The organism is Paraburkholderia sp. GW821-FHT02A12 (assembly GCF_059422005.1).
In genome coordinates this window covers 3,749,368-3,770,350 of sequence record NZ_JBWKWA010000001.1, presented here as the reverse complement: position 1 = coordinate 3,770,350, position 20,983 = coordinate 3,749,368, and the positions used below count along the sequence as shown (strand labels likewise).

18 protein-coding genes are annotated in these 20,983 nt (G+C 62.4%); 5 read left to right on the top strand and 13 right to left on the bottom strand.

Features of this window, described 5'->3' with window-relative positions:
* Positions 1-11: 11 nt before the first annotated feature.
* From AC07WT_RS17270 to AC07WT_RS17240, 7 genes are all read right to left on the bottom strand, one after another.
* On the bottom strand, positions 12-1,676 hold the full coding sequence (locus tag AC07WT_RS17270; RefSeq protein ID WP_494947882.1) for an ABC transporter substrate-binding protein: 1,665 nt from the start codon (positions 1,674-1,676) through the stop codon (positions 12-14).
* A gap of 159 nt (positions 1,677-1,835) precedes the next feature.
* Positions 1,836-2,057 (bottom strand): hypothetical protein, encoded by a 222-nt coding sequence (locus tag AC07WT_RS17265; RefSeq protein WP_494948469.1) that lies wholly within the window; start codon positions 2,055-2,057, stop codon positions 1,836-1,838.
* An 18-nt stretch (positions 2,058-2,075) separates the two neighbouring features.
* The gene (locus tag AC07WT_RS17260) at positions 2,076-2,591 is read right to left on the bottom strand and encodes a cupin domain-containing protein (protein WP_494947881.1); all 516 of its coding nucleotides are present in this window, start codon (positions 2,589-2,591) and stop codon (positions 2,076-2,078) included.
* Between the two features lie 220 nt (positions 2,592-2,811).
* Entirely contained in the window at positions 2,812-4,917 is a 2,106-nt protein-coding gene (gene fusA, locus AC07WT_RS17255) for an elongation factor G (RefSeq protein WP_494947880.1), read from the bottom strand.
* A 284-nt stretch (positions 4,918-5,201) separates the two neighbouring features.
* Positions 5,202-5,708 carry a DUF192 domain-containing protein gene (locus AC07WT_RS17250; RefSeq protein ID WP_492590513.1) on the bottom strand — a complete coding sequence of 169 codons (507 nt, stop codon included), beginning with the start codon at positions 5,706-5,708 and terminating at the stop codon, positions 5,202-5,204.
* Between the two features lie 145 nt (positions 5,709-5,853).
* Entirely contained in the window at positions 5,854-6,060 is a 207-nt protein-coding gene (locus AC07WT_RS17245) for a hypothetical protein (RefSeq protein WP_115098857.1), read from the bottom strand.
* A 462-nt stretch (positions 6,061-6,522) separates the two neighbouring features.
* The gene (locus AC07WT_RS17240) at positions 6,523-7,092 is read right to left on the bottom strand and encodes a pseudouridine synthase (protein WP_494947879.1); all 570 of its coding nucleotides are present in this window, start codon (positions 7,090-7,092) and stop codon (positions 6,523-6,525) included.
* Between the two features lie 331 nt (positions 7,093-7,423).
* Between AC07WT_RS17240 and icd the strand changes: the two genes are divergently transcribed.
* From icd to AC07WT_RS17225, 3 genes are all read left to right on the top strand, one after another.
* Positions 7,424-8,680: an NADP-dependent isocitrate dehydrogenase gene (gene icd / locus AC07WT_RS17235; protein WP_492590515.1), complete on the top strand. Its 1,257-nt coding sequence runs from the start codon at positions 7,424-7,426 to the stop codon at positions 8,678-8,680.
* 214 nt (positions 8,681-8,894) lie between these two features.
* Positions 8,895-9,257, top strand: coding sequence for a hypothetical protein (locus tag AC07WT_RS17230; protein ID WP_494947878.1), 363 nt, complete (start codon positions 8,895-8,897; stop codon positions 9,255-9,257).
* 137 nt (positions 9,258-9,394) lie between these two features.
* On the top strand, positions 9,395-11,056 hold the full coding sequence (locus tag AC07WT_RS17225; protein WP_494947877.1) for a multicopper oxidase family protein: 1,662 nt from the start codon (positions 9,395-9,397) through the stop codon (positions 11,054-11,056).
* 94 nt (positions 11,057-11,150) lie between these two features.
* Here AC07WT_RS17225 and AC07WT_RS17220 read toward each other — a convergent pair whose 3' ends face one another.
* On the bottom strand, positions 11,151-11,357 hold the full coding sequence (locus tag AC07WT_RS17220; RefSeq protein ID WP_007180614.1) for a cold-shock protein: 207 nt from the start codon (positions 11,355-11,357) through the stop codon (positions 11,151-11,153).
* Positions 11,358-11,887: 530 nt separating this feature from the next.
* Here AC07WT_RS17220 and clpS point away from each other — a divergent pair.
* Together clpS and clpA are read left to right on the top strand one after the other, a co-directional pair.
* Positions 11,888-12,202 (top strand): ATP-dependent Clp protease adapter ClpS, encoded by a 315-nt coding sequence (clpS, locus tag AC07WT_RS17215; protein WP_006050100.1) that lies wholly within the window; start codon positions 11,888-11,890, stop codon positions 12,200-12,202.
* Positions 12,199-14,496 carry an ATP-dependent Clp protease ATP-binding subunit ClpA gene (gene clpA / locus AC07WT_RS17210; protein ID WP_494947876.1) on the top strand — a complete coding sequence of 766 codons (2,298 nt, stop codon included), beginning with the start codon at positions 12,199-12,201 and terminating at the stop codon, positions 14,494-14,496. The genes clpS and clpA overlap by 4 nt, the downstream gene beginning before the upstream one ends.
* Before the next feature lie 137 nt (positions 14,497-14,633).
* Here the strand turns inward: clpA and dut are convergent, their stop codons facing one another.
* The 5 genes from dut to ileS form a co-directional block, all read right to left on the bottom strand.
* On the bottom strand, positions 14,634-15,080 hold the full coding sequence (gene dut, locus AC07WT_RS17205; RefSeq protein ID WP_494947875.1) for a dUTP diphosphatase: 447 nt from the start codon (positions 15,078-15,080) through the stop codon (positions 14,634-14,636).
* 14 nt (positions 15,081-15,094) lie between these two features.
* Positions 15,095-16,114 carry an LLM class flavin-dependent oxidoreductase gene (locus AC07WT_RS17200; protein WP_494947874.1) on the bottom strand — a complete coding sequence of 340 codons (1,020 nt, stop codon included), beginning with the start codon at positions 16,112-16,114 and terminating at the stop codon, positions 15,095-15,097.
* An 87-nt stretch (positions 16,115-16,201) separates the two neighbouring features.
* Entirely contained in the window at positions 16,202-17,416 is a 1,215-nt protein-coding gene (coaBC, locus tag AC07WT_RS17195; protein ID WP_494947873.1) for a bifunctional phosphopantothenoylcysteine decarboxylase/phosphopantothenate--cysteine ligase CoaBC, read from the bottom strand.
* A gap of 101 nt (positions 17,417-17,517) precedes the next feature.
* Positions 17,518-18,024, bottom strand: a complete 507-nt coding sequence (lspA, locus tag AC07WT_RS17190; protein WP_492590521.1) for a signal peptidase II — start codon at positions 18,022-18,024, stop codon at positions 17,518-17,520.
* Complete coding sequence (gene ileS, locus AC07WT_RS17185; protein ID WP_494947872.1) at positions 18,024-20,861, bottom strand: isoleucine--tRNA ligase; 2,838 nt, start codon at positions 20,859-20,861, stop codon at positions 18,024-18,026. Before ileS ends, lspA begins: the two co-directional genes overlap by 1 nt.
* Between the last annotated feature and the right edge of the window lie 122 nt (positions 20,862-20,983).

Genomic DNA, 20,983 nt, shown 5'->3' with positions numbered 1-20,983 from the left:
GCGCAGCGCGCTTACGCGCTCAACACCGCGCGGTCGAAATAGAGCTGCGCGAGCGCGGTGAAGCGCACACCGTTCACGCCTTTACGCATCGCGATCAGCTGATCGTAGAAGAACGGAATGATCAAGGGTGTCTCATCGAGCAGCAGTGTCTGGATCTGTCCGGAGAGTTTCTTCTGCGAGCCGAGGTCGATCGCCGCGACGAACTGCGCGACCAGTTGATCGTATTGCGGGTTCTTGAAGTGCGCGGCGTTCCACGTGCCGTTGCTGGTGAGCGGCGCATTCAGAAACACGTTCGGCACGCCGCGATGACCATAATCGGTGATGCCGAGCGGCGAGTCGAGCCAATCGGATTTGCCCGGCGTGCCCGTGCCGTAATACAGCGACTGGCTCTCGACCTTCAGATTGATGCGCACGCCGATCGCCTTCGCTGCGTTCTGTACGACCACCGCGAGGTCGGGAATCTCCATGTATTTTTCGGTCGTGAGCGTCACGTCGAAACCGTTCGGCACACCCGCTTGCGCAAGCAGTTGTTTCGCCTTCGCGATATCGATCCTGCGTTGCGGGACGCCCGCATCCGACGCCGGAAACACCGGCGCGAACGGGCTGTCGTTGCCGACTTGCGCGCGGCCCTTGAACAGGCCGCGCACCAGCACGTCGCGATCGAGCGACAACGCGAGCGCCTGACGCACGCGCTTGTCCTTGAATAGCGGATTGTCGTTGCGCATATGGATTTGCCGATGCGCGCTCGACTTCACGCCGACCGCTTTGAAGTCCGGATTGTTCAGAATGCCGGCGCCGCCCTGCACGGTGAAGGTGCCCATCACGTCGGCCTGGTGGCCTTGCAACGCGAGCATTTGCGCCTGTTCGTCGGCGTAGAACGAGAACTGTACGCGCTGCGGTAACGCTTTGTCGCCCCAGTAATCGGGATTGCGCACGAACGACGCGCCGACCTTCGCCTGATACTTCTCGAGCTTGAACGGACCGGTGCCGATGAAGCTCTTTTCATAGCCTCCTGCATAGTTGGCCGGCAGGATCACGGCGTTGTAATTGTCGGAGGAAACGTAGTACGGAAAGTTGCCGTTCGGCGCGTCGAGATGGAACGCCACCGTGTGGTCGTCGACCACTTTCGCGCCGCCTTTCGACAGCACGCCTTTTAGCACCGAGAGCGCCGCCGAACCGCTGGCCGGATCGGCGAGACGGTCGAAGGTGGCGGCGACGTCTTTCGCCGTGAACAGCTGGCCGTCGTGGAACTTGACGTTCGGACGCAGCTTGAAGGTCCACACGTCGCCCTTGTCGTTCGGCTTCCATGACAGCGCCAGCGCAGGCTTCAGCACGAGGCGCTCGCCGTCGTCGTCGATCAGGAATTCGCCGGTTTGATTCAGCAGCGCGAGGCTCGCGGCGTCGGTGACGGTCAACGGGTCGACCGCGCCGGCAGGCGTCAGATGGGCGACGCGGATGGTCGCGTTGGCCGGGCTCTGCGCGCCTTGCGCACGCGCTCGCGGCACGTTCAGGATGCCGCCGCCGGCCAGCGACAAACCGATCACGCTCGCATGGCGCAGCAGCTCGCGGCGCGTGATGCGGCCCGCGAGGAATTCGTCGATGGCGTGGTTGCCGTAGGGATCGGCGGTGCGGCGGGTTGCGTCGAGTTCGGGGAGTCGGTCCGCGGGAGTCTTCATCGATGGAGTGTCCAGTCCGTTCTGCTGTCGGTTCTGAAGGGCCGCGCCGAATGCACGCGACAGGGCGACGATATTGCAACGGCAAAAAGCGCAACGGCAAAAAGCGCAACGGCAAAAAGCGCAACGGCAAAAAGCGCAACGGCAAAAAGCGGTTTCAGTTTAAGCGATTGCCCGCGGATTCGGCGTGCCGGTGAGTGCGTCAGGTTGCCGTTTGGCGGATAAAAGGACCCGCGTGTGCCGTGACGACAACGCTTGTTGGCGCCGCCGCGCGGCGTATGGCGCACGGCGGATCAGCGCCCACGCCCACGCGCCGAGATTGGCGGCGATCAGGACGGTGTAGAGCGTGATGAGGCGAGGGCGCAGCGAAGCGGCCGGCGTCATGAGTCGCGTGGGAAAGAATTAGTGATCGTGCGGATGCTTGTGAATCGGATCGACCCAGTAGACCGTTTCCGGCTGTTCGACCGCGTCGATGTTCAGATTCACCACCACCGCTTCGTTGTCGCTGCGGACCACCACGCATTCGAGCGGGTCGTCGGTGCTCGCGTTGATTTCCTGATGCGGCACGTACGGCGGCACGAAGATGAAGTCGCCGGGGCCGGCTTCGGCGGTGAACTCGAGATGCTCGCCCCAGCGCATGCGAGCCTGTCCGCGCACCACGTAGATCACGCTTTCGAGCGCGCCGTGATGGTGGGCGCCGGTCTTCGCATTCGGATGAATCGTCACGGTGCCGGCCCAGAGTTTCTGCGCGCCGACCCGTGCGGCATCGATCGCAGCCGCGCGATCCATGCCCGGCGTTTGCGCAGTGTTGCTGTCGAGCTGGTTGCCCTTGATGACCTTGACGCCGTGCTCGCGCCAGTCGATGGGCGCCGACGGTTGCTCGTCATGGTAATGCGGGTGTTCGTGTTGCTGGCTCATGATGTGTCTCCTACTGGACGTGAGTCCCGGCGATGGGCGCGGCGCCATCTGGTATTTTTGCACGTTCAAAAACGTGCGTGTGGCTGACCGGCGGGCGCGGCGCTGCGGACGAAAAAAAGCCCGTCCACGAGGGACGGGCTTCGAGTCATTTGCCGGAGTTGCCAGCGTTGGCGGTGTGGCGTGATTCGCGGCACATGACGTGTTGCAGAGGCTTCAGCGCTTACTTCTGCTTCGCGTTGATCACGGCTTCGGCCACGTTGTTCGGCGTTTCAGCGTAGTGCTTGAACTCCATCGTGTACGTGGCGCGGCCCTGGGTTGCCGAGCGCAGCGAGGTCGAATAGCCGAACATCTCCGCGAGCGGCACTTCGGCGCGTACCAGCTTGCCGCCGCCGCCGGCGATGTCTTCCATGCCCTGCACCATGCCACGGCGGCTCGACAGATCGCCCATCACGTTGCCCATGAAGTCTTCGGGCGTTTCCACCTCGACGGCCATCATCGGTTCGAGCAGCACCGGCTTCGCTTTGCGCATCGCGTCCTTGAACGCCATCGAACCGGCCATACGGAACGCGTTTTCGTTCGAGTCGACGTCGTGGTACGAACCGAAGGTCAGCGTCACCTTCACGTCGACCACCGGATAGCCCGCCAGCACGCCGGCCTTGAGCGTTTCCAGAATGCCCTTGTCGACCGCCGGAATGTATTCGCGTGGAATCACACCGCCCTTGATCGCGTCGACGAATTCGTAGCCCTTGCCTTGCGGCGCCGGTTCGAGCGTGATCACCGCATGGCCGTACTGGCCGCGGCCGCCCGACTGCTTGACGAACTTGCCTTCCACGTCCTCGACCTTGTTACGCACCGTTTCGCGGTACGCCACCTGCGGCTTGCCGACGGTCGCCTCGACGCCGAACTCGCGCTTCATCCGGTCGACCAGAATTTCCAGGTGCAGCTCGCCCATCCCGGAGATGATCGTCTGGCCGGATTCTTCATCGGTCTGCACGCGGAACGACGGGTCTTCCTGCGCGAGACGATTGAGCGCGATACCCATTTTTTCCTGGTCGACTTTGGTCTTCGGCTCGACTGCCTGTGAGATCACCGGCTCCGGGAAGATCATCTTTTCAAGGATGATCACGTGGTTCGGATCGCACAGCGTGTCGCCCGTGGTCGCTTCCTTCAGGCCGACAGCCGCGGCGATGTCGCCCGCGTAGACTTCCTTGATTTCCTTGCGCTCGTTCGCGTGCATCTGCAGGATTCGGCCAAGGCGTTCCTTCTTTTCCTTGATCGCGTTGTAGACGGTGTCGCCCGAATTCACCACGCCCGAATACACGCGGAAAAAGATCAACTGGCCGACGAACGGGTCGGTCATGATCTTGAAGGCGAGGGCGGAGAACGGATCGTCGTCTTTCGGATGGCGCTCGGCTTCATTGTCGTGTTCGTCGTGGCCGAGAATAGCGGGCACGTCGGCCGGCGAGGGCAGATAGTCGATCACCGCGTCGAGCATCGCCTGCACGCCCTTGTTCTTGAATGCGCTGCCGCACAGCATCGGCACGATCTCGTTGGCGATAGTGCGGGCGCGCAGACCGGCCTTGATTTCCTCTTCGGTCAGCGTACCGCCATGCAGGTATTTGTCGAGCAGTTCCTCGTTCGCTTCGGCGGCGGCCTCGACCATCTTGTCGTGCCATTCCTTCGCGGTGGCCGCCAGCTCGGCGGGGATGTCCCGGTACTCGAACTTGATGCCCTGGCTCTCGTCGTCCCAGACGATCGCCTTCATCTTGACGAGGTCGACCACGCCCAGGAAATGTTCTTCCGCGCCGACCGGAATCTGGATCGGCACGGCGATGCCTTTCAGCCGATCGCCGATCTGCCTCTGCACGCGGAAAAAGTCCGCACCGACGCGGTCCATCTTGTTGACGAACGCAATGCGCGGCACCTTGTACTTGTTCGCCTGGCGCCACACCGTTTCGGACTGCGGCTGCACGCCGCCGACCGAGTCGTACACCATGCAGGCGCCGTCGAGCACGCGCATCGAGCGTTCCACTTCGATCGTGAAGTCGACGTGGCCCGGGGTGTCGATGATGTTGATCCGGTGTTCCGGATAGTTGCCGGCCATGCCTTTCCAGAAAGCGGTCGTGGCCGCCGACGTGATGGTGATGCCGCGCTCCTGCTCCTGTTCCATCCAGTCCATCGTCGCCGCACCGTCGTGAACCTCGCCGATCTTGTGGGTCACGCCGGTGTAGAACAGGATGCGTTCAGTAGTGGTGGTTTTGCCGGCATCGATGTGAGCGCTGATGCCGATATTCCGGTAGCGCTCGATGGGAGTCTTGCGGGGCACGTGAACCTCCTTGGAATAGCGCGCCTGAAGGCGCTTGCCGGGCGGCGGTCTGTGCTGCCCGGGCAGTCTGGGTGCTGCAGTGTCAAGAATACTAGGATAGCGCGTCGGCCCGTCTTTTGCAGGAATCTTGCCAGCCGGACGTAAGCGCCTGCTGACGGGGCTTTGGCGGCAGGGCGGCGGGCCGGAGCCCTGCAAATGAAAAAGCCGGCGCCTCGTGAAAGGCACCGGCTTTCTGGAAAGCGCGAAGCGGGGAAGCGGCGGGGCGCCGCCACGGTCGACGCGACTTATTGCGCGGCCGGCAACCCCTGGATCTTCATCCCCGGTTTGATGCCCTTCGACGTGAACCAGCCTTTGCTCATCTCCAACACGTACACGCCGTTGTTCTTCGGGCAGTGATTGCTGGTGGTTTCGGCCTGCATCTCGTCGATGTCGGTGACCGTGCCGTCGGCGCGCATGAAGGCGATCGACAGCGGGATCAACGTGTTCTTCATCCAGAAGCAATGCACTGCGTTTTCGTTGAAGACGAACAGCATGCCTTCGTTCGGCGCGAGATTCGTGCGATACATCAAGCCTTGTTCGCGGTCCGCATCGTTGGCGGCGACAGCGGCGTCGATCACGAACATGCCCGCGGTCAGCTTCGCGCGCGGAAAGTCGCCGGGCTGCTTCGCGCCGGCCGGCATCTGCTGGGCGTGTGCGGGTGCCGCGGTGGTGGCGGCGAACGACATCGCCGCGAGCGGCAGTGCAATGGCAACAGCGAAGCGCGCAATCAACGAGCGCAGGGGAAATCGCACGGCATGACTCCTTGCTGGAAATTAACCCGCGAATGTTACGCGAGCGCGTCAAAAACAAAAAGGCAGACAGCCTTGCGGCGATCTGCCTTTCAACGCCGTAAGAACGGCAATGAAGCTAGTTCTTGACTGCGTTTTTACAACAAACTTACTCCGAAGCGCCCGAAGCTGCAGCAGCTGCTGCAGCCTTCTTGTGCGACTTCTTGTGAGCGTGCTTCGTGGTCTTCTTTGCCGACGAAGCTGCTGCTGCCGGAGCTGCCATCGGAGCTGCCGAAGCTGCTGCCGGTGCCGAAGCTTGTGCGAATGCTGCCGTTGCGAAGAGACCAGCGACCAGAGCGGCGATCAGTTTGTTCATTTTGTAAATCCTCAGCTTTAGTTGATTAACCAAATGACCCGGTTATATGTAGAGTCATGTCGGTAAACGTGCCATCCACCTTTCGGTTGACAGGCGCATCGAACAAATTTTCGACGCGTCTGCTTTAGCGCTCAGACTCCCCGCACCTGCCGCGAGAGCGGCTTGTACCAAGGCCCTTAAGGCTGAATGCCGGATAGCTTCGGGCGGCATCTGCGTCGAATAACGCGTGAGGTCGCGCGCCGGTTGACGTAAATTTTCGCGAATATTTATTGGGCGACGCGCGAACGGAATGGATAGCCGTGCAGTACTCGCGTCCGCAATTGTTTCACGCGTGTTTCACAGGAGTTTCACGCGGGGTTTTGTTTGCTGATACAACGAGTTAGCTTTTTCGATACGGATGCGAATAGGCACGAATAGGCCCGAGGAGGCCCGAGGAGGCGCCAGGTGCGTATGCAATGTGGCTCAAACGATGCCGTCCCACGGCGCCTTCAGCGGCAATTCGACACTCTCGCCCGGTTGTAGTCCGAGCGAAAAAATATCGAGCGCGCCAACGCCGACGCGCACCAGCCGCAGTGTCGGAAAACCGACCGCTGCGGTCATGCGGCGCACCTGACGGTTCTTGCCTTCGGTGATCGACAACTCGATCCACGTAGTCGGAATCGCGGCGCGATAGCGGATCGGCGGTGTGCGGGGCCAGAGTGCCTCGGCCGGCTCGGCGTATTCCGCGCGGCACGGCCGCGTGACGTAGTCGCCGAGATCGACGCCGCGCGCGAGCCTCTTCAAGGTGGCCTGATCGACCGCGCCTTCCACTTGCGCCCAATAACGTTTGACCAGTTTGTGGCGCGGCTCGGCGATGCGTGCCTGCAGCGCGCCGTCGTCGGTGAGCAGCAGCAGTCCCTCACTGTCGGAGTCGAGCCGGCCCGCCGGATAGACGCCGGGCACCTTGACCCAGTCGGCCAGCGACGCGCGTGTTTCGTGCGGCGAAAACTGGCAGATGGTGCCGAACGGTTTGTTCAAAGCGAGAAGGCGCATACGGGATCGGTGAAAAGACGCGGGGCGCCGCTCATGGCGGGGACGCACGGTCCCAGCCATGAGCGGCCGCGGTTCAATAATAAATGCGGGATGTTAATGCATAATGCGCGGCTGGAAATCTTATGTCTTATATAAGACATAAGAATTTAGACCGCTCCAGCTTGCACTCGAGGTAGGAAAACCCCGACCCGCGGCCGGCCCGTTCCAATGCCGGCGTGGGCTAGAATAGCGGCCTGGCCGCTCGCGGGCGGCCGGCATTGCGCGTAGCGAGGAGCGCCCGGTTTCGCAGTCTCCCATCAGCTTTCAGCACAGCCATCACTGGAGTCCGATCATGCCGTATCAGCACATCAAGGTTCCTACCGGCGGTGACAAGATCACCGTCAACGCAGATTTCTCGCTCAACGTTTCCGACCAGCCGATCATCCCGTTTATCGAAGGCGACGGTACGGGTGCCGACATCACCCCGGTGATGCTCAAGGTGGTGGATGCGGCAGTTGAAAAAGCGTACGCAGGCAAGAAGAAAATCCACTGGATGGAAATCTACGCCGGCGAGAAGGCAACCAAGGTGTATGGCCCGGACGTTTGGCTGCCGGAAGAGTCGATGCAGGTGCTGAAGGAATACGTCGTGTCGATCAAAGGTCCGCTCACCACGCCGGTGGGCGGCGGCATCCGTTCGCTGAACGTCGCGCTGCGGCAGGAACTGGACCTGTATGTCTGTTTGCGCCCGGTGCAGTACTTCAAGGGCGTGCCTTCGCCGGTTCGCGCGCCGGAAAAGACCAACATGGTGATCTTCCGCGAGAACTCGGAAGACATCTACGCCGGCATCGAGTGGCCGGCTGAATCGGAACAGGCCAGGAAGATCATCAAGTTCCTGCAGGAAGAAATGGGTGTGAAGAAGATCCGTTTCCCGGAAACGTCGGGCATCGGCATCAAGCCGGTGTCGCGCGAGGGCACGGAGCGTCTGGTGCGCAAGGCGATCCAGTACGCGATCGACAACGATCGCCGTTCGGTCACGCTGGTGCACAAGGGCAACATCATGAAGTTCACGGAAGGCGCGTTCCGCGACTACGGCTATGCGCTGGCGCAAAAGGAATTCGGCGCGGAGCTGGTCGACGGCGGCCCGTGGATGAAGTTCAAGAATCCGAAGTCGGGCAGCGACATCGTCATCAAGGACGTGATCGCTGACGCGTTCCTGCAGCAGATCCTGTTGCGTCCGGCTGAATACGACGTGATCGCCACGCTCAACCTGAACGGCGACTACGTTTCGGACGCGCTGGCGGCGCAAGTCGGCGGTATCGGCATCGCGCCGGGCGCGAACATGTCCGATTCGGTCGCGATGTTCGAAGCCACGCACGGCACCGCGCCAAAGTACGCGGGCAAAGACTACGTGAATCCGGGGTCGGAAATTCTCTCGGCGGAAATGATGCTGCGCCACCTGGGCTGGATTGAAGCCGCGGACCTGATCATCAAGTCGATGGAAAAGTCGATTCTGCAAAAGCGGGTCACGTATGACTTCGCGCGTCTGATGGAAGGCGCGACACAAGTGTCCTGCTCGGGCTTCGGGCAGGTGATGATCGAGAATATGTAAGCAATGTAAGCGGTTCGAGCCGGTTTATCCGGCCTGAATTGAAAACCCCGGCGCCGCAAGGCGACCGGGGTTTTTTGTGCCTGCCGATGTGTCGAATACGCGCGCCCACACCGAGGCGAAAGCCGCTTGCGTTATGATTCTTCGACTGCTGGCTTTCCGCGCATCGCATCCGCGTCGTACTCGTATCGTACTATTTCATTCCGCAATGACCTCTGTGTGGCGAATCCTCATCGTGCTGTCCCTCGCGTTGTTTGCAACGCAAGGTGCGTTCGCGCATGAACATGCCACGGCGCCGATGAAGAGCGCTCGCGCGATGCAGATTGTCCATTCCGTCGACGATACGTCGACCGCCGTGAGCGAAACCGCGCACTGTGCCGGCATGGCCGCTTCCGGGACGCTCTGTCGACATGATCATTCTTTCTGCTGTTCGACCTCGTGCGGCGCGCATTGCGGCGCATTGTTCGTCGCATTCGCTTTCGAGCCGCGCGCGTTCCGCGCCGCGCTGCCGCAATCGCTTGCGGAGCCGCAGCGCACCGGCGTCATTCATGCGCCCCTGCTGCGGCCGCCGATAGCCTGATCGTTGCGCGCGCCGACGCACTGCGCGCCGCAAGGCAAAGGCCGCGATTCCCTTCCATAGGCCGGCCCTTGAACGATCCAGCGTGGACTCGCCCGGGCGCCTGTCCCGCTATCTGAACCAGGCAGAGGAAATCATTCATGATTCGCAGGCAATTTCTCGCCCGCGCGTTGAGCGCGGCAGCTGCGTCGCTGTTCGCGCGCAGCACGTTCGCACAGCACGACGCTCATTCGGTGCACAAGATGTCCGGCATGGACGATATGGGCGACATGGACATGTCCGGCATGCCGTCGATGTCCGCGCACAAAGCGGCCAGGCCGGCGGCCGCGGTACTGGCCGCTCCCGACGCGCTGCCGGCCGGCGCGCCGCTCGCCACTTTGCGTACGCTCGCCAACGAAAGCCGCGAGCCTCGCGTGTTCCGCGCGACCTTGATCGCACAACCGGTCATACGCAAGCTGCTGCCCGACAAGCCGTCCACCACCTTCTGGCAATACGACCAGGGCGGCAATCCAGGCAGCGCAATCGCGCGCGTCATGCAGGCTGAAGGTCCGGTCGTCGGCCCGTTGATCGATGTCCGCGAAGGCGACACCGTCGAGATCCGCTTCGTCAACCGTTTGCCGCAAGCGTCGACGATTCATTGGCACGGCTTGCCGGTGCCGCCCGACCAGGACGGCAATCCGTCGACGCCGGTCGCGCCGGGCGCGTCGCATGTGTACCGCTTCGCGCTGCCGCGGGGTAGCGCCGGCACTTACTGGTATCACCCGCATCCGCACATGAGGTCGGCGGAGCAGGTGTTTCGCGGCCTCGCCGGCCCCATCGTGGTGCGCGCCGCCGACGATCCGCTGGCCGCCTGGCCCGAGCGCCATCTGTTCTTCTCGGACCTGAAACTCGCCAGCGACGGCGTCATCCCGCCGAACGACATGATGGACTGGATGAACGGCCGGGAAGGCCAGTTCGTGCTGGTGAACGGCGCACGCCGTCCGCGCATCGAGATCACGAAGGACGAGCGTTGGCGTCTGTGGAATGGATGTAGTGCCCGTTATTTGAGATTTTCGCTCGGCGACGAACAACATTTTGCGCAAGTGGGCACAGACGGCGGCCTGCTGGGGCAACCGCGCGACGGTCTCACAGAGTTGTTGCTGGCGCCTGGCGAGCGCGCCGAGGTGATCGTCCGCGCGGGGGCGAACCCTTCGCGAGCGGTGCTGAGCGCCGACGTCTACGACCGCCGCAAGATGGCGATGTCGCATGGCAGCCTGCCGCCTGATCCGGTCCGTGCGCTCGCCGACATTAGCTTTAATCCGCCACCTGGTGCGAGGGCGCGCGAGTTGCCGGCGACGTTGCGCCTCGTGGCGCCGCTCGGCACGCCGGTGGCGAAGAAGTCCGTGGTGTTCTCCGAGCAGATGGACATGGACGGCCCGAAGGCGTCAGCCGCGCATGGCAACACGCGTGGCAACACCATGCCGGCCGGCATGACGTTCATGATCAACGGTCAGGTTTTCGACCCATCGCGCATTACGCTCACCAGCCGGCGCGACGAAATCGAACTCTGGTCGATCGAGAACCGCACCGATATGGATCATCCGTTCCATCTGCACGGCACGCAGTTTCAGATCGTCGAGCGGGAGCGGGGTGGCGCGGTCACGCCCGAGCCATATCGCGCGTGGCGCGATACGGTCAACGTGCGGCCGGACGAAATCGTGCGGATCGCCACCGTGCAGCGGATGGCGGGAGAGCGCATGTTCCATTGCCACATCCTCGAACATGAGGATCTCGGCATGATGGGCACGCTGAGAGTGGTATGACGCGTGCGGTGAGCGTCCGGCTGGTTTAGGGGGGAAGCCGGAAAAAGAAACCCGGCACGAAGCCGGGTTTCAAAGGATCGGGTACCGAACGGTTTCAGGCAGGTGCCTGGATGTTCGATGCCTGCTTGCCTTTCGGGCCTTGCACGACCTCGAAGGTTACTTTCTGGCCTTCCTTGAGGGTCTTGAACCCATTCATCTGGATGGCCGAGAAGTGTGCAAACAGATCCTCACCACCTTCGTCAGGCGTGATGAATCCGAAACCTTTTGCGTCATTGAACCATTTGACCGTACCAGTTGCCATTCCAACTTCCCCTGTAACTCATGTCACTACCACGAGCCCTCGAAAAGCTCCACGACCGCGTGATGCAGCCGCTCCCTCCTCACAAGCTCACCATCGGCATTTTTTCGAAATTATGGCTCGGTGAAAAAAGTGCCAGCTTGATTGTTGAGGCTCTTTATTCGAGTGTCAAGAAAATTTTGAGATGCTCGTTGCCCCGTTGCAAACAGTCGATTTCCAGGGTTTTTCCCGCTTTTGTTATGTGCGGTTGCGCAAGCGTGCCGTCTTGAAAAGTCGCATAATCGACTCACCTGCTCTTCTGCGGGTCGTCCGCTGCTGGCAACCCGCTCCGGCAGGTTGTGCGATACTCGATCCGACTGCGGCGCAGCACGGCCGCGATGCATCACTGGATAGGGGCCGGCTCCGCAATCGGCTCGCGGAATGACGCACGCATGGGGGGAGTTACCCATCAGGCGCTGGCGAACGGGCTCACCGGCCGGACGGTCGGGTTTTGACAGGATTGCGGGCCTGTCCTAGTTGTTTAGAATGGGTGTATGGCGATTATCCCGGACAAGCAGGACGGCACCGTACTGGAGCGGCAGGAAAAGAAGCTGAAGCCGCCTTCCATGTACAAGGTGGTGCTGCTGAACGACGACTTCACGCCAATGGAATTTGTCGTGATGATCGTGCAAGAGTATTTCAATAAAGATCGTGAAACCGCAACGCAGGTCATGTTGAAGGTGCATCGCGAGGGCAGGGGAGTTTGTGGGGTCTATACGCGGGACATCGCGTCGACCAAAGTCGAGCAAGTCGTTACCCACGCACGGCAGGCCGGGCATCCGCTGCAGTGTGTGATGGAGGAAGCATGATTGCCCAGGAACTGGAAGTCAGCCTGCACATGGCGTTCATGGAAGCACGCCAGGCGCGGCACGAGTTCATAACGGTCGAACATCTTTTGCTGGCGCTGTTGGACAATCCGACGGCCGCGGAGGTGTTGCGTGCATGCGCGGCCAATATCGAGGATCTGCGCCAGAACCTGCGCAACTTCATTCATGACAACACGCCTACCGTGCCCGGCACGGATGACGTCGACACGCAGCCCACATTAGGCTTTCAGCGTGTGATTCAGCGCGCGATCATGCATGTGCAATCCACCTCGAACGGCAAGAAGGAAGTGACCGGCGCGAACGTGCTAGTGGCAATCTTCGGCGAGAAGGATTCGCACGCGGTGTACTACCTGCAACAGCAGGGCGTGACGCGTCTGGATGTGGTGAACTTCATCTCGCACGGCATTGCGAAGACGAGCAGCACGGACGCCGCGAAAGCGAGCGACGCGAATGCCGAGTCCGACGAGGCCGCCGCGCAGAAGGAAACCCCGCTGGCCCAGTTCACGCAGAACCTGAACCAGATGGCGAAAGACGGCCGCATCGATCCGTTGATCGGGCGCGAGTCGGAAGTCGAGCGCGTGGTGCAGGTGCTGTGCCGCCGCCGCAAGAACAATCCGCTGCTGGTCGGTGAGGCCGGCGTCGGCAAGACGGCGATCGCCGAAGGGCTCGCCTGGCGCATCACGCGCGGCGAAGTGCCGGACATTCTCGCGGATGCCCAGGTGTATTCGCTCGACATGGGTGCACTGCTCGCCGGCACCAAGTATCGCGGCGACTTCGAACAACGTCTGAAGACGGTCCTCAAGGAATTGAAGGAACGTCCGCATGCCATCCTGTTCATCGACGAAATTCATACGCTGATCGGCGCAGGCGCTGCGTCGGGCGGCACGCTGGACGCGTCGAATTTGCTGAAGCCAGCATTGTCGTCGGGAACGCTCAAGTGCATCGGCGCCACGACGTTCACTGAATATCGCGGCATCTTCGAAAAAGACGCGGCGTTGTCGCGCCGGTTCCAGAAGATCGACGTGACCGAGCCGACCGTCGAGCAGACGGTAGCGATCCTGCGCGGCCTGAAGTCGCGTTTCGAAGAGCATCACGGCGTAAAGTATTCGTCGGGTGCGCTGTCGGCGGCGGCTGAGTTGTCGGCGCGCTTCATTACGGATCGTCATTTGCCGGACAAGGCAATCGACGTGATCGACGAAGCGGGCGCGGCGCAACGCATCCTGCCGAAGTCGAAGCAGAAAAAGACTATCGGCAAGAACGAGATCGAAGAAATCATTTCGAAGATCGCGCGCGTGCCGGCGCAAAGCGTGTCGCAAGACGACCGCAGCAAGCTGCAAACGCTGGATCGCGATCTGAAGAGCGTGGTGTTCGGGCAAGACCCAGCCATCGACGCGTTGTCGGCCGCGATCAAGATGGCGCGCGCGGGCCTCGGCAAGCTGGACAAGCCGATCGGCGCGTTCCTGTTCTCCGGCCCCACGGGCGTCGGCAAGACGGAAGTGGCGAAGCAACTGGCGTTCACGCTGGGGATCGAGCTGATCCGCTTTGACATGTCGGAATACATGGAGCGTCATGCGGTGAGCCGCCTGATCGGCGCGCCTCCGGGCTATGTCGGTTTCGACCAGGGCGGTCTGCTGACCGAAGCTGTCACGAAGAAGCCGCATTGCGTGCTGCTGCTCGACGAAATCGAGAAGGCGCATCCGGACATCTACAACGTGCTGCTGCAGGTGATGGATCACGGTACGCTGACGGACAACAACGGCCGCAAGGCGGATTTCCGCAACGTCATCATTATCATGACGACGAACGCGGGCGCCGAGACGATGGGCAAGTCGGTGATCGGTTTCACGAATCGCCGGGAAACCGGCGACGAAATGGTCGACATCAAGCGCATGTTCACGCCGGAGTTTCGTAACCGTCTGGACGCGACGATCAGCTTCCGCTCGCTCGATGAAGAAATCATCATGCGCGTGGTCGACAAGTTCCTGATGCAACTGGAAGATCAGTTGCACGAGAAGAAGGTCGATGCGCTCTTCACCGACGCGCTGCGCAAGCATCTCGCCAAGCACGGTTTCGATCCGTTGATGGGCGCGCGGCCCATGCAGCGCCTGATCCAGGACACGATCCGTCGTGCACTGGCCGACGAGCTGCTGTTCGGCAAGCTGATGAACGGCGGCCGTGTGACGGTGGACGTCGATGCGGACGACAAGGTGCAGCTGACCTTCGACGAACATCCGGCGCCGCGCAATCCGAATCCGGAAGCGGTCGAAGTCGAGTAAGCGCGAACTTGGCTGGCGCGAAGTTAACTGCGTTTAGCTTCATCTGAAAGCAGAACGGCGCGGGTTGAACCCCGCGCCGTTCTGCTTTTTGCGTTCTGAACGACCTTGCTCCGCGACCCGCGCAGCGAAGCGAAGGATCAGTGCTTGCCGGTGCTGCCGAAACCGCCCGCGCCGCGTTCGCTTTCCGCGAAATCGTCGACGATGTTGAACGCGGCCTGCACGACCGGCACGATTACGAGTTGTGCGAGGCGCTCCATCGGATTCAGCACGAAGGTGGTCTCGCCGCGGTTCCACGTCGAAATCATCAGCTGCCCCTGGTAATCCGAATCGATCAGGCCGATCAGATTGCCCAGCACGATCCCGTGCTTATGACCCAAACCCGAGCGCGGCAGGATCAAGGCTGCATAACCGGGATCGCCGACGTGAATCGCCAGACCCGTCGGCACCAGCGCGGTGTCGCCGGGCGCGAGCGTCAACGCTTCGTCGAGGCAGGCGCGCAGGTCGAGGCCCGCGCTGCCGGTGGTTGCGTAGGCCGGGAGTTGGTCGCGCATCCGCGCGTCGAGAATCTTCAGGTCGAGTTTCATGCAGGTTCGAAAGGTTAAGAGGTGGGAGCCTGGCGTCCGAGTTGGAACGCGTCGGCCAGGAGTTCATAGGAGCGCAGCCGGGCACGATAGCTGCCCGCTACGGTGAGTACGATCAGTTCGTCGGCCTGGAATTGCGCCTGCAAATCCTGGAGGCGCTCGGTCACGGTCTCCGGCGTGCCGATGATACTGCGCGGCTTTTCGCGGTCGATCACCAGTTGCTCGCGTACGCCGTATTCTTGCGCCGCGCCTTGCTCGACCGTCGGAATCGGCGCATTCAGGCCAAGGGCCATCTGCACGCGGCGCAGGTCAACCGCCTTTTCCAGGTCGACGGCTTCCTGTTCGGTGTCGGCGCAAATCACGAACACGGCGGCTGCCAGATACGGCTGGTCTGCTTCCAGGCTAGCTTTAAAGCGTTCACGATAGGCCAGCGCCACCTGGTGCCCGAAGTGCGCGTTGATGAAATGCGCGAACGCGAAGCGGATACCAAGTTGCGCTGCGAGCAGGCCGCCGAATTCGCTCGAACCGAGCATCCAGAGTTGCGGGCGCGTGGCGACTTGCGGTTGCAGCAGCACGCCGCGCGCGAGATGGCCCTCGGGCAGCGGGCCGTGCATCAGGCCGACCAGATCCGCGACCTGCTGCGGGAAAATGTCGCCGCGATTGTAGGCGCCGGCTGCCACCGCTTGCGCCGTTTGCATGTCTCCGCCCGGCGCGCGTCCCACGCCGAGATCGATACGATTGGGAAACAGCGCCTCGAGCATCATGAATTGCTCGGCGACTTTGAACGGGCTGTAGTACGGCAGCATCACGCCGCCGGAGCCGATGCGGATACGTTTGGTCACGCTGCCGAGGTGCGCGAGCATCACCTCGGGGCAGGGATTCGACACGCCGCGCAGGCCGTGGTGTTCAGCGCACCAGTAGCGTGTGTAGCCGAGGTCGTCGGCGAGTTGCGCCAGTTCGACGGTGGCGGCGATCGCGTCCGCCACCGAGTGCCCGTCGATCACGGGCGTTTGATCGAGCACGGAAAGTAGCGTCATGTCAGTACTGCTCCAGATGATTCAGTGCGCTCGGGCGACTCGCAGCAAGGCATGCTGAATGCGCAGCGTGCGTCGCAGCGGGCAGCTTCAGCGAATCAGGCTAGTGTCGGGCAGACGCCTGGCGATCTCCGTAATCAGCGCGCGCGCGAGCGTCTGCTTGTCGGCGCGCGGCAGCCTGGTGGCGCCGCCAGCTTCGAACAGGATCACTTCGTTATCGTCGAGGCCGAAGGTCAGCGGGCCGAGATTGCCAATCAGGAGCGGCACCTTCTTGCGCACGCGCTTTTCTTCGCCATGCACTTCGAGCTCGCCGCTTTCCGCCGCGAAACCGACCGCAAAGGGCGGATTCGTCAGCTTCGCTACCGAGGCCAGAATATCCGGATTTTCGACGAATGTGAAAGTCGGCATCGTGCGCTCGGCGGTCTTCTTGATCTTGTGTTCGCTCGCGTGATCGACGCGCCAGTCGGCGACCGCGGCCACACCGATGAAGATGTCGCAGTCGGCGACCGAGTGCATGACCGCGTCGTGCATCTGCTGGGCGGTTTGCACGTCTTCGCGGAACACGCCCCACGGGGTTTCCAGCGCCACCGGGCCGGCAACCAGATGCACCTCCGCGCCCGCTTGCTGCGCAGCGCGAGCCAGTGCGAAGCCCATCTTGCCGCTCGAACGATTGGTGATGCCGCGCACCGGATCGAGCGGTTCGAACGTCGGGCCGGCGGTCAGCAACACGCGCCGGCCAGTCAGAATTTTGGGCGAAAAGAATGAAGCGATCGCTTCATAGGTCGCCGACGCTTCCAGCATCCGCCCATCGCCGATTTCCCCGCACGCTTGCGGACCCGAATCGGGACCGAGCACCTCGATACCGTCCGCGCGCAGTTGCGCGACGTTGCGTTGCGTCGCGGGGTTCTGCCACATCTGCCGGTTCATCGCCGGCACGACGAGCAGCGGACAATCGCGCGCGACGCACAACGTCGACAGCAGATCGTCGGCCATGCCGTGCGCGAGCCTGGCGAGGAAGTCGGTGGAGGCGGGCGCGATCACGATCGCATCCGCTTCACGCGACAGATCGATGTGCGCCATGTTGTTCGGCACACGCGCGTCCCACTGGCTCGTGTAGACCGGACGGCCCGACAGCGCCTGCATGGTGACGGGGGTGATGAATTGCGTGGCCGCTTCGGTCATCACGACCTGCACGGTCGCGCTTGCCTTGGTCAGCAGACGCGTGAGTTCGGCGATCTTGTAGCAGGCAATCCCGCCCGTCATGCCGAGGACGAGGTGTTTTCCTGCGAGTTCTGCGGTTGCCAACGAAAGCCTCCGACAAAGCGTGGTGGCGAGCAGCGGCGCACTGCACCGCCGCCGGCCTTCAAAGCAAACCTGAGCGCGGACCCTGGCGAACCTGAGCGGCGTTAGCGCGCGCCGCGCACGCGCCGCAACTCGTCGAGCACCAGCAGGATCGCGCCGATCGTGATCGCGCTGTCGGCGAGATTGAACGCCGGCCAGTGCCACGTGCGCACGTGGAAATCGAGAAAGTCGATCACGTGGCCGTACGCCAGCCGGTCGATCACGTTGCCGAGCGCGCCGCCGAGAATCAGCGAGAGCGCCGTGCAGAACATCTTCTGCGCGCCATGGCGCTTGAGCAGATAGCCGATCACCAGCGCCGCGACTACGCCGAGTGCGGTGAACGCCCAGCGTTGCCAGCCGCCCGCCATCGCGAGGAAGCTGAACGCTGCGCCGCGGTTGTACACGAGGATCAGGTTGAAAAACGGCGTGACCTCATGCGCAACACCGTAGGCAAACACCTTCTGGATCGCGATTTTCGTCAGCTGATCGAACAGGATCACGATCAGCGCGACGCCGAGCCAGGGCGCCAGCGAACCGCTTCCGGACGACGATTTCGACACGGTTCTCGCCATTATGCCGCGCTCCTCGATTCACCGTTGCCGAACAGGTTGCTGAAGCACCGGCCGCACAGCGTGGGGTGTTCGGCGTTCGCGCCGACGTCCGCGCGGTAGTGCCAGCAGCGTTCGCACTTCAGATACTTCGAGGCGATCACTTCAACGCCTTCTTCCGCTTCGCTGCCGACCTTCACGACGTTCGCCGCCGACGTGATCAGCACGAACTTCAGGTCGTCGGCGAGGCTCGCGAGCGCATCGTAACGCGCACCGCTCGCGCGGATTTCGACTTCCGCCTGCAGCGACGAACCGATCAGGTTCGCCACGCGCGCTTCTTCCAGCGCCTTGGTCACATCGCTGCGCGCGGCGCGCAGCAGCGTCCATTTGTCGAGCAGGGTGCCGGCGTCCGGCACTGCGGGGAACGCGTGATACGTCTCGGTGAAGATGGTTTCGCTATTCGGCTCGAACACCTTCCACGCTTCTTCGGCGGTGAACGACAGAAACGGCGCCATCAGGCGCAGCAGGCCGTGCGCGATGTGATACAGCGCGGTCTGCGCCGAACGGCGCGCGACGGAATCCACAGCGGTCGTGTACAGGCGGTCTTTCAGCACGTCCAGATAGAAGCCGCCGAGGTCTTCCGAGCAGAACGTCTGCAGCTTGGCGACCACCGGGTGGAACTCATACTTGTCGTAATGCGAGAGGATGTCGTTTTGCAGATTCGCCGACAGCGCCACCGCATAGCGATCGATCTCGAGCCAGTCTTCGACCGGACGCGCGTGCTGCGCGAAATCGAAGTCGGACAGGTTCGCGAGCAGGAAGCGCAGTGTGTTGCGGATGCGGCGATAGCCTTCCGTCACGCGCTTCAGGATTTCCTCGGAGATCGCCAGTTCGCCCGAGTAATCGGTCGAGGCAATCCACAGACGGATGATTTCCGCGCCGAGGCGGTTCGCCACCTCATGCGGATCGATACCGTTGCCGAGCGACTTGCTCATCTTGCGGCCTTCGCCGTCGACGGTGAAGCCGTGCGTGAGCAGCGCGTTGTACGGCGGACGGCCGTCGAGCATCGAGGCGGTCAGGAGCGACGAGTGGAACCAGCCGCGGTGCTGGTCCGAGCCTTCCAGATACAGGTCGGCCGGGAATTGCAGTTCGTCGTTATGCGAGCCGCGCAGCACGTGCCAGTGCGTCGTGCCGGAATCGAACCAGACGTCCAGCGTGTCGCGGTTCTTTTCGTACATATTCGCGTCGTCGCCGATCAGCTCGCGCGGGTCGAGCGTCTGCCAGGCTTCGATGCCGGCCTTCTCGACGCGTTGCGCGACTTCTTCGAGCAATTCCAGCGTGCGCGGATGCAGCTCGCCAGTTTCCTTGTGCACGAAGAACGCCATCGGCACGCCCCATTGACGCTGACGCGAGAGCGTCCAGTCAGGCCGGTTGGCGATCATGCTGGACAGGCGCTGCTTGCCCCACGACGGATAGAACGCGGTGTTCTCGATGCCTTCAAGCGCGGTTTCGCGCAGCGTCTTGCTGGTGTCGTTCGGCTTCACGTCCATGCCGGCGAACCATTGCGAGGTCGCGCGGTAGATGATCGGCGTCTTGTGGCGCCAGCAGTGCATGTAGCTATGCGTGTACTTCTCGGTGCGCAGCAGCGAGCCGGCGGCTTGCAGCGCCTCGACGATCTGCGGGTTCGCCGCCCAGATCGACAGGCCGCCGAACAGTGCGAGCGATTCGATATAACGGCCGTCGCCCATCACCGGATTGATGATGTCCGAGTCGGCCATGCCGTGAGCCTTGCACGACACGAAGTCTTCCACGCCGTACGCCGGCGACGAGTGCACGATACCCGTACCGGTTTCGGTCGTCACGTAGTCGCCGAGATAGACCGGCGCCGTGCGCTTGTAGCCCGGATGCGCGGAGGCGAGCGGGTGGTTGAAGCGCAGGTTGACGAGCTTCGCGCCGGGCGCGGTCGCGACGATCCTGCCTTCCAGGCTGTATTGCTTCAGGCAGGCCTCGACACGTTCTTCAGCGAGGATCAGCAGACCGCGCGGCGTATCGACCAGCGCATAGACGATTTCCGGATGCAGGTTCAACGCCTGGTTGGCGGGGATGGTCCACGGCGTGGTGGTCCAGATCACGATGCCGCCTTCGTTGCGCGGCAGCGCGGCGAGGCCGAAAGCCTGCGCGGTCTTTTCCGGCTCGGCGAAGCCGAACATCACGTCGATGGTCGGATCGGTCTTGTCCTTGTATTCGACTTCCGCTTCGGCGAGCGCCGAGCCGCAGTCGAAACACCAGTTGACCGGCTTCAGGCCGCGGAACACGTAGCCCTTTTCCATGATCTCGGCGAGCGCGCGGATTTCGCCGGCTTCGTTCGCGAAGTTCATCGTCCTGTACGGATTGTCCCAGTCGCCGAGCACGCCCAGACGCCGGAAGCCGACCTTCTGCTTCTCGATCTGTTCGGTCGCGTAGGCGCGCGCCTTCTGCATCACTTCGGCGGCCGGCAGCGACTTGCCGAACTGCTTTTCGATCTGGATTTCGATCGGCATGCCGTGGCAATCCCAGCCCGGCACGTAGACCGCGTCGAAACCCGCCAGATTGCGCGCCTTGACGATCATGTCCTTGAGAATCTTGTTCACCGCGTGGCCGAGGTGGATGTCGCCGTTCGCATACGGCGGGCCGTCGTGCAGGATGAACTTCTTACGGCCCCTGGAGGCGGCACGGATCTTCTCGTAGACCTTGCGTTCCTGCCAGGCCTTCACCCATTGCGGCTCGCGCCTGGGCAGGTCGCCACGCATCGGGAACGGCGTGTCGAGCAGGTTGACCGGGTAGCGTGACTGCGGTTTCGAATCGGCTTTCTTGTTGCTCATGATGAGGTCGCGGTGAATTCTTTCTATGCGCAGCAGGGCGCGGTATGCGCATGATGCGCAGGGCGTTTGGGCGCGCCCGGCAGGCATGTCGCGTGAGTCACGGACGCCCTTCGATGCGCGCT